The organism is Cupriavidus sp. FW305-26 (assembly GCF_058787975.1).
The window spans coordinates 1-9,375 of the sequence record NZ_JBYTAH010000128.1 but is presented as its reverse complement, the minus strand read 5'-3'; the positions used below and the strand labels follow the sequence as shown (position 1 = coordinate 9,375).

At 58.9% G+C, this 9,375-nt stretch carries 6 protein-coding genes; all 6 read right to left on the bottom strand.

Features of this window, described 5'->3' with window-relative positions; genetic code table 11:
* Positions 1-146: 146 nt before the first annotated feature.
* Complete coding sequence (locus AC3WQZ_RS34845; protein ID WP_436226187.1) at positions 147-3,335, bottom strand: DEAD/DEAH box helicase; 3,189 nt, start codon at positions 3,333-3,335, stop codon at positions 147-149.
* Positions 3,332-5,128, bottom strand: coding sequence for a phospholipase D family protein (locus AC3WQZ_RS34840; RefSeq protein ID WP_436226186.1), 1,797 nt, complete (start codon positions 5,126-5,128; stop codon positions 3,332-3,334). The genes AC3WQZ_RS34845 and AC3WQZ_RS34840 overlap by 4 nt, the downstream gene beginning before the upstream one ends.
* Positions 5,125-6,327 (bottom strand): DUF6361 family protein, encoded by a 1,203-nt coding sequence (locus AC3WQZ_RS34835; protein WP_454749392.1) that lies wholly within the window; start codon positions 6,325-6,327, stop codon positions 5,125-5,127. Before AC3WQZ_RS34835 ends, AC3WQZ_RS34840 begins: the two co-directional genes overlap by 4 nt.
* Before the next feature lie 238 nt (positions 6,328-6,565).
* Positions 6,566-7,582, bottom strand: coding sequence for a ParA family protein (locus tag AC3WQZ_RS34830; RefSeq protein ID WP_436226184.1), 1,017 nt, complete (start codon positions 7,580-7,582; stop codon positions 6,566-6,568).
* Positions 7,579-8,787 (bottom strand): ATP-binding protein, encoded by a 1,209-nt coding sequence (locus AC3WQZ_RS34825; RefSeq protein WP_436226183.1) that lies wholly within the window; start codon positions 8,785-8,787, stop codon positions 7,579-7,581. Before AC3WQZ_RS34825 ends, AC3WQZ_RS34830 begins: the two co-directional genes overlap by 4 nt.
* A 425-nt stretch (positions 8,788-9,212) precedes the next feature.
* Positions 9,213-9,375 (bottom strand): H-NS family nucleoid-associated regulatory protein (locus AC3WQZ_RS34820; protein ID WP_492302092.1); only part of this gene is annotated, 163 nt, incomplete at its 5' end.

The following is a 9,375-nucleotide window of genomic DNA, read 5'->3' as shown; positions in this document are numbered from 1 at the left end:
AAGTCGTTGAAAGTAAACGCCTTTCCTGGGCGCTCTGGTCGCTTGGGAAGGTCAAAGATGTGTAAAACCGCATGGGTAAAGCCTTGCTGCAGGCGGTTCTTCGGTTGAGGAGAGCGCGCCCTCACCTCGCCTCCAGCATTGCCTCCTCATTCGTATCGATGTCCACGAGCGGGGGCGGGCTCTGCTCCCGGCGGCGCCAGGTCGACCCGCCAGCGCTGCGTCAACTTCCTGGCCTGATGTTCGCCGAATTGGCGGACCAGATGTTCCAGCAGATCGTCCTGCCGTGGTTGGCCAAACACCATGCGATACAGGACCAGGCTTTTCTGCACGCGCCGGTAGCGTTGTTCTTCCTTGCTATAGGGCATCGTGAAAACGCGGCGCTCCACCTTCACGCCGTCTGCCGGTTCGTAGATCCAGTACGGCACCAGGTCCGACGCTCCCGCGTCGCGGTTTGTGCGCGCCAAGTCGAACAGGCATTCCCATGGATCCGCGCCTTCTCGCCACTCGGACCGTAGTGAATCGAGACCGAATGCGCGCGCCACGTTCTTGCGCACGGCATAGCCTTTGTAGCGGTGCACGCGCCCTTCGCGCTGCTCCAGGTCGACGGGGTTCGACGGCAGATTCCAGTGGACCAGCGAATGACACCACGTATGGAAATCGAGCCCTTCCTGCCCGACCGACGTTGATGCGAGAACGAATGGACGGAATGGCGAATTGAACGCCGCACGGACCACATCCTTGCGCGCGAGCGCACTGTCTTCCTGATCCTGCTTGCCAAAACGCAGCGCATAGTGACACCGCATGGAGAATGGACGCACTTCTGGCGGGGTGACGGTCGTGTCCAGTTCGTCGGGCCGCAACAACGAGGTGCGGATCGACATCGCATCGAACATCGCATTGCCGATGCCAGCGACGGCTTCTCTGGCTGAGGCACCGGTCAGGCCCAGCGATTCGAGCAATCCATGCGCGTATTCGTCAAGCACGGCTTGCAGATTGCCGTCGGCGCCATAGTGCAGCACACGCTGCCAGTACGAGTCGTCCGCATCGTCGGACTGCAGCAGGCCTATCACGGCCGGAGCGTTGAACTGGCTGCGCAATCCCTCCGCCACCCTGCCTGCGGCGGTGAGCAGATCCGTATCTGCCCAGGTTATCTGAGTCGGCCGGCGCAGCGCGCGCATTGCGCACACCGCATGGCCGGAAAGCGCAAGATCCGCCAGGATGTCGAAAAGATCGTCCGGCATGCGCCCCAGCTCGGAAAGCCTGCCATCCCAGGCTTCAAGCCAATGCTCGACGTGTTGCGCGAACCCGCCGGAGGCCTCCGCGTCGTCATCCGTCTTTGCCTTCGCCCATTGCGTTGCGCACCATGCGCGATGCGCGGGATAACGGTCGGCATCGGCCATCGCAAGCGCGGCCCAGTACCAGCGCCTGTCTGCCGAGCCTTCTGTCGTGGTGGCGGGCAGCACGCTGGTCAAAGTTGTGCGTAAGCGCTCTGCGGCAACCGCGCGGACTTGGTCGAAAGTCGGCCGCGACGGCGAGTCAAGCGCGAGCGTCAGGGGGTCGACCATCTCGGCCAGTGTCGGCGACGGGTACATGAGCGCCAGCGCCATCATGCCGTGGTAGCGACCGTCGCCGCTGCGGCTGAACCGCAAACGCTGCGTGAGTTGCCTTGGCATGGATTCGTACTTCAGCTCACGCCTGTTCCGTGCCAGCATCTGGCGCTCCGTGACGTAGGAGAGTGCGGCCGCGATCGCATCAGGCACCATGTTCCAGCTGGAGAACACCAGTGTCTTACTGACACTCTGTTCGCCTTCGTAGGCACCCTCCGGCTTCCAGTACGCCAGGGACGGCGGCATCCACAGCATACGCCAGAGGCCGAGCCGCTCGATCTCGTCGACAAGCAGCCGCAGGCGCGGATTGGCGGGGTCCAGCACCCCGTATTCGTCAAGTGTCGCACTACGCAGCAGACGCGCCGAACCCTCCGATACCAAGCCGGAAACCGCGCCCTGCGTGCGCACGAAATCAGCCACCGTTTTGTCCTTGAAGACGTAGCCCTTCATGAAATTCAGCAGGTACGGGCTTGATTTCCAGTACTCCATCGGTTCGTGCGCGCCGACGTGTGTGGCGATGCGATCCAGCATACGCCAGTCGCGCAGGTCGTTGGTTTCCAGGCGCAGCGGTTCAAGCCGCTCGGCCACCATTGCATCCTGCCCGTGTGTCGCGTTGACGCGTTCGGTGCGGCACATGACCTGCTTCAGCATGGATTCAATGCGGCGCTTGACCGCGTCAAGCCGGGCGAGTCCGGCTTCATCCTGTGCACTGAGCAAGCCTTGTCGAAAAGCGCGCAGCGCGCCTTCAATCTCGGAGACCAAGGCGGTATCATCAAAAAGAAAGCCAAGTGTCCCGAGGAAATCGCGATAGTGATCCTCCTCGTCCAGATCCGACGCGTACATCTTGTAAGGCGTGGCGGACAGCAGCAGCACGCGAAGATCGTCGGAATAGTTGAACAGCGCGTGCGCAAGCTCCGCGGCCGGATTGTCTTCGGGCGCGTCAAGCAGATCGCGGAAACGCTGGAACTCGTCAAGGATTACCAGATTCGGCGTCAGGGCATCAAGGCAGCACTTCGCGAGGCTTTTCCGAAGATCGCCAACGACCGCGAGGCGCCGTTGCTGGATGGCAGCATCAATGGTGCGACGACCATCATGGAATATGTCGGCGAGCAAGGTCAGCTCTTCCGCCAGGCGGGGATCCGCCAGTACGGTGTCACGATAGCTGCGTGCAATATTCTCGTCGAACTCCAACGAGGTCTTGACGTCCTCGAACCAGCCGTCACCAGCGTTGAGCTGCAGCAGCCTGCACAAGCCTCTACTTGCGAAGCGGCCCCCATGCATCAGCATCTGGTAGATCAGCATGCGCTCGAGCTTCTGGCCACCTCGCTGGCCGTGCTCGAACGTGGTGCCCGGCGTGAAGCTGATGAAGTTGAGGCGGCTGTCGTGCAACGCCTCGAACTCCAGCGGCAGCAACGTCAGCCGGGTCGCCTTCACAAAGGCGGGCTGTCCGCTGATGTTGAGACGCCTGACGTTCTGCGCCGCAATGTCGGCGTTTGAGCAGACGTAGATCACGTTGATCCGCTCAAGGGTGCCGCGCAGATGCTGGATGGCCCGTGCAATTACACCACGTGCCACCATGGTCTTTCCAAGGCCTACTTCGTCGGCGACCAGGAATCGGCGCGCGGGCTGCGCATCCTCGAACATGCGACGGAACGTGTAGTCGACGGTGCGCCGCTGGAAATCCTTCAGACTGCCGAGTACGTTCTCGATGGACTCGTCGTGGTTCATTTGCACACTCCGCTGCCAATTGCGTCATCAAAGACGCGCCAGATATCCAGAAAGTCCTCGGGAACGAGCGTCTCTTCGCCGTCTTTTCCTGTCTGCTGCAGACGGGCAATCACCGTGGATATCTCCTGCATGCGGTCGGGGTCGCGGGCAAACGCGCGCGTCAACGATTCAAACAATGGCGTCGGTTCGGCAGCGCCGGAGAACGCTGGCGCGGCGGCGGTACCGGCATCGCGTGGCAACGGACGCATGCCATCCCAATCACCCAGCAGAAGCATCAGGTAGCGTACAAAACCGTCGCGGTTCCGGAGGATCTGGCGCATCAGTGCCGCCTCGCGATTCGTCGGCGGATTGACAAGCGGCAGGTCGAGGCCAAAGCTGAGGGCATGCTCTCCCAGCCTAATGTGGAGGCCTGTGAGCGACGTGACTTCCTGCGCGGCATAAACGCCGAGGCTGGTCTCGCCAACTGCGGGTGTGATAGCCATTGCCCGGTCCTGACTGACGGTCAGGAGCCATGCCGATGCGGAAATGTCCTCTGGCAACGTCAGGGCTGGTGATTGCAGGAAGAGGCGCCAGTCGCCGTCGCAAGGCTCGCAGCGCACGCGCAGATCGGCCCTGGACAGCAATTGCCGGCACGCCTCGAGACGTTCCTCGGCCTCTCGGGCGGCAATGACGGAGGCGTCCGGAATCGAAGGCTGGTATGGCGTCAGGATGTCCCGGATGCCGTCGTCGGACAGCCATGCTTCGGGTCGACCTACCTTGCTGTGCTTGCCAATCAGTTCCACCATGAACTCGACATTCATGCCATGGATGAGCGCCGCATTCGTTGCGTTCGCCGAGCCGACGAACAAATGCGTGTCCCACGCGCGGCGCATCACCAACGCCTTGGCGTGGAGCCCGCGCAATTGATCGGTACGATCTTCCTCCTGGTCTCCGGTTTCCGCCTGCTCATCCAGCACCATGACGTTGTCGAAGCCCGGCGCAGTGACAACATCGGGACAGCCATCCAGTTCCTCCGGCCGGCTGATCAGGAAGAGCGCACTGTCCGTCTTGCGGCGCAATTCCGCCAGCGCGCGTGGGCTGACAAACGGCGAGATCACACCCAGCTCGTGCGACTCCGGGAGATCCCATGGCGTCGGCTTGCGTCCAATACCCAAGGGGTGGAATTTGAGCGATTCGAAATTTCCGGGAAGATTCCAATCACAATACAAGCATTCCCCGATGAGTTCCTCGATGAGAACTCTTCGCGGCGCGGGAACTTCCTTGGTGCAATAGGCGGGCAACGCGCTGAGGAACTTTCCAAGTGGCTTGTTGACGACGAGTTGCTTGCGCCCCGGGCTGCCTTCCAGTACCAGGCTCAGATCCCACGACGCATCCGCCGTGATGTTGCGGGACAGCACGAGAAGCCGCAGAACGGGCGGCATCTTCTCGCCAGCGGTGAACCGGAGAATCCAGACCTTCGGATGGAATGCGCCACCATGTGGCGCGCGCGCTTCGAAGATCATGTCTTCGAGCAGCCCTATCAATGCATGCGGCTGCTGGGGAGCCTGGATGCGGCTGCGTTCCGCAAAAATTGTCAGCCGGCCTGCGGTGCGCCGAAGCGCTTCCAACAGTCGGATCGGATCGGCCAGCTGGCGTTCGGATTCCGATGTGGCCAACCACGCCAGATGGAGCGGAATAGCCAGCAGAGTATTCAGGTCAAGTGAATACGTCGTGGCAATGCCGGTATCGAACTGATAACCGGCAGGCGGCGTCAGGGCGTCGGTCAGCAGGCTGCGCGTATTGGCGTTGATCATGCGTTCAGCCCCGTCTTGAGATCGGTGAGGAACTGACGCGCGGTGTGCCAGCGATAGCTCAATGGCGTCAGGCCGGAGGCGCCGCCCCACTGCGACAGCGCGGCTCGATTGGAAAAGCGTGATCTCGGGCCTTTGAGGCGGGATTCGCGCTGCATTACCAGAAGGCGCGCCCTTGTGGACTGGCCGATGCCGCTGTCGTGCAGGCACAGGCAGGCGTGCCAATCTTTGACGAACCCTTTCGTCGTCGACGAAATGCCATGACCCTTGCCCATCACGGCAGGCCAGAACGTTTCCAAATCCCAGTCAGGAAGGCTTGCTTCGTTGGCTCGCGCCTGCCATTGGTCGAGGTCCACCGCGTATTGATTCACCAGGTGCTGGCGCTCGCTCTTCTCGGCGAGTTGCAAGTTATAAATCAGCGCCGCCCCATGAATCAGCAAGGCAAAGAGCCGCGCCTGATCCAGCAACTGTCGGATGGATTCCGGAAACGCCCCGAAGCGCGGATGCAACCATGGAAAACTCGCGTCTACTGATTCTTGTGCGCGGCCCAGATCCAGTGCGAGCCATGTCAGCAGGGAGTCCGGGTGCGTTGCGCGCCAGCGATCGATCATGAAGTCGGACTCCTCAGGCGTCAGGTCGAAGCTGGCTTGTTGTGGGAAGTCCTTCGGTTTGAGTGACATGAGATGTGGATGCCATGTCACCGACGAACGCCCCAGTTCCCATTCGTCACCGCCATCCGCGTGTCTCTGCCGCCGGGGATAGAATCTGTCCACCTGTCGGTAATAGTCCTGTTGGCCACCCTCGAAACGACGCAGCCCCCACGATCCAAGTCCGGCCCAGTAGACGGAACTGGGCAGGCGCTTGAGGGAGGTACCAGCCTCCTTGCCGAACACTCCCGACGCATCGGAGCGAGCCAAGACTGCGGCGAGCCCCAGCTCCTGCTCCCTCGCGGCGACTTCGAACCGGTCGGCGGCAATATGGCGCTTCTCCAGCGCACCATAGACCCAGGGTACGAAGAGCATATATCGCAAGCGTGTCTGAATGGTGGAGGTACCGGGAAAAAGCTGGTCGGCGATGGCATCACGGATGCCGCCAATGCCTAGCTCGTCGCGCGATTCTTTCTCGCGGAACAATGCCAGCAGTCGGAAGCTGCGATCTCGCGCGGCGCTATCGTGATCGAGCCAGGTCAAAGATGAAGGCAAGTTGCTTTCCCAAAGATGAGAGTAACGGCAGGGACAAAACTCGACGCACTGGCGCAGCGGTGTTTTGGCATGCGGGCATGCTTCGGCTCTCGCCCACCAGGCAAGCCGGATACATGCGTGCAGACCACTTCTCATCACTAAAAGAGGCTTGCAGAAAGCGTCGGGTCCATACATGCACCGAAAACAAAGGGATACGTAAAAAAACGGCGCCGGTTGGCGCCGTTTTCTGCTCAGTTATTCAGAGCAGTAAATCGATCCGATCTGCAATTTTTATTGCTAGATGCTTGAAATCCTTTTTTGCATCCTGCACCGCATTAGCATGACTGCCAATAGCGCCGTCAGCAGACGTAAGATTAAAGATCGGCTTACGATTCTCTTGACCAAGGGGGATAAGACTGCGGTAGTGTCTAATGGTGGCAAGACAATACGGGTCATCTTCTTGCTTCATACCTGGCACTGGCTCTTCCTGCAGCACCGCGGTCCTATAAACCGCAGGAATTCGCTGCACCCATTTATCATAGGCTCTTACTGGGCGATCAAGTCGAACCCCATGCTGTTGGCACAAATATCCGATCGGAAGCATATTACCTTTAGGCAGACTAAAATCCGGATGCGCCTCCATGTCCGCACTAAAATCCCAGTTGTCAAGTCGCTTTTTCCAAAGCCCCTTCCAACTCCTCAGTGTCGGGCCCAAATTATTTAGACCTTGCAAGGAAAAAAGGTCAGCGCCAAGGGGAATTGCCACATAATCTGTAGCCAACAAGACTGATCGGTTAATGGCACCAAGATTGGGACCAATATCAACTAAGATCAGATCCGCTTGCACCTTCTCCGCAGCCATCTGCATCACTTGCCAAAATGAAGTGAGGATGCGCATTGGGCGATATAGATTTGCATCCCCCATGCTAGCTGGCCACTCTCCCGAGAGAGTATCCTCGAAGCTCGACAACGCAACATCACCTGGAAGCAAATACAAGTCGGTTCCGACCCGTTGCAAAGTTGGTGGAGCTATGTCTCCAACACCCGTCAGAGGCTTAACACATCGAAAGATCGTTGAGCCCGGTTGCTGTTTTTCCCAAAGCCGCTCAATCGCTTCATCGTCGAGGAAAGCAGCCGTCAAGTTGGCTTGCGGATCCAAGTCCGCAACGACCACTCGCTTTCTGAGACTGGCGAACATCCACGCAAGATGGTAGATGAGAGAGGTCTTGCCAACTCCGCCTTTATTATTGAAAAATGTCAGTACAGGAGTACTCACGATTTCCCCCGAAGCACACAAACCACAGCCGTCTGAGTAGTTTCAAATTCGGGTTCCGGATTACCATTTGCCTGCATAGCACGCCGCGCCGTGGCAATACCCCGCCCAAATGCCTGAATAAATCCAAAGGTCTTCAGAACGTCTGCAACGTTTGGATTTCGATAGTCCGTCACACCAGGTCGTCCAAAATTTTCAACCGTCACGTTGCCGTATGGTCCACCGGGACTATTGATTTCAACCCGATCGTTAAACCAATAAACACGAATGGGCGTATGAGTTCCCTCATAGACACGATGCAGGACCGCGTTATACAAAATCTGTTGTAAGGCTGCCTGTGGATATGGCGTTTCGACTTGGTGTGTGGCTGCCGCCGTAATATCGATCGCAATCCTGTTATGTGCTTTCAGTTTCTCTTCGGCACGCCGAAGCACTTCCACGATACCGCCTCTGATCTCTTCCTCGTCAATAACTGCATCAGCGAGCTCCAAACCATCAATTCGTAGAAATTGAATATAGGCACCAGGAAGGAAGTCCTGCGGACTCTTTCCTATAGCGAGGAGACCGACGACAGTCGGTGTGGGGTCATCGGGAGAGGCGATCATCCGACAGGAGGCAAGTCGTTCTTCATAGCTACGGCCGTTAGCCTCAAGAACGTCGTCAGCAAAGGCTTGAGGCAGATATTCGTTCTCAAAGATGCTTTTCGAGATATCAGAAAGCTTTGCCGAGGGCACGGGATTGATGTCAAACGGCAGATTCTTGTAGCGCCGCTTCTCGTTGAGAATGCGCTCCTCCTGCGCGTTTGCTAAGGCTCGACGAGGGCCTGTACGAATCCAAATGCGCCCGTCATATTTCACCGGCGGAGAATCGGAAGGCATGACGGTGACCACGGCGACCTCCGCGCCCTTCAATTCTCGCCGTTCAACGCTGAGGGCCGGAAGGGGCAAAATATTGCCATCAGTCTTCATGTCGGCCAGAGCACGCAAAAGCTCATCGGTCACCTCAAGGCCCGATGGCTCCCCATTGTCCTTAACACCGATGAATAAGACACCTGGCCGATTGTGCCCCGCTAGATCGTTTGCAAATGCGCAAACGGCCTGTCGCGCCTTCTTGGGCACGTCCCCTTTGAACGATTCCTTGCGTTCCGCGTGATCCGACTCAATCTCGTTAAGGAGTTCGAGCAGTTCCTCGTCTGTCAGCCGTTGCATATGGTCCTTCTCGTCAGAGCGCTCGAACACTTGAGCAACTCGCGAAGTCTGTCGCCGTGCCTTTTCTCGCGCCTTACGGTTCATGCCGGTCCCAACCGGCTAAAGCGTCATTTTGCCCGATCCACTGAACAGAGGCACGAGAATCGCCCCACGACGTGACGTCCGGAAAACTTTGCAGGACTTGCGCGATTTTGCGCCGAGTCCTGGATCCTGCGGATTGCAGCATACAGCGCCCTTGCGGCCAGTTAGCTTTAGATGGGGATCTCCCTTTCGTGCGAAAAGTGGCGGTGATCACCCGAAGAGCCGCCTGCAAGCAAGGCTTTGCCCCTTTCGCACGACAAGGGGTATTGCAACTCATTGATTTTCAATGGCTTTGTGGGCCAGACCGCCACACGAGTACGATCCCCCTTTGTGCGTGAAGGCTCTTATCCGACCCGGAAAAACTCCACACTCTGCCCCGCATTGACCGCCCGCTGCAGCCAGTCGGGCATTTCCCCGTGCCCGTCCCATTTCTGTCCCGCAGCGTTGCAGTAGCAGACCACCGGCGGCGGCGCGGGTGGCGGCGGAGGCGAAGGCGGCGGCTCGGGT

Coding starts and splice junctions, on each gene's coding strand:
- AC3WQZ_RS34825 (WP_436226183.1), bottom strand. CDS start 8,787: ATGCAACGGCTGACAGACGAGGAACTGCTCGAACTCCTTAACGAGATT.
- AC3WQZ_RS34845 (WP_436226187.1), bottom strand. CDS start 3,335: ATGAACCACGACGAGTCCATCGAGAACGTACTCGGCAGTCTGAAGGAT.
- AC3WQZ_RS34840 (WP_436226186.1), bottom strand. CDS start 5,128: ATGATCAACGCCAATACGCGCAGCCTGCTGACCGACGCCCTGACGCCG.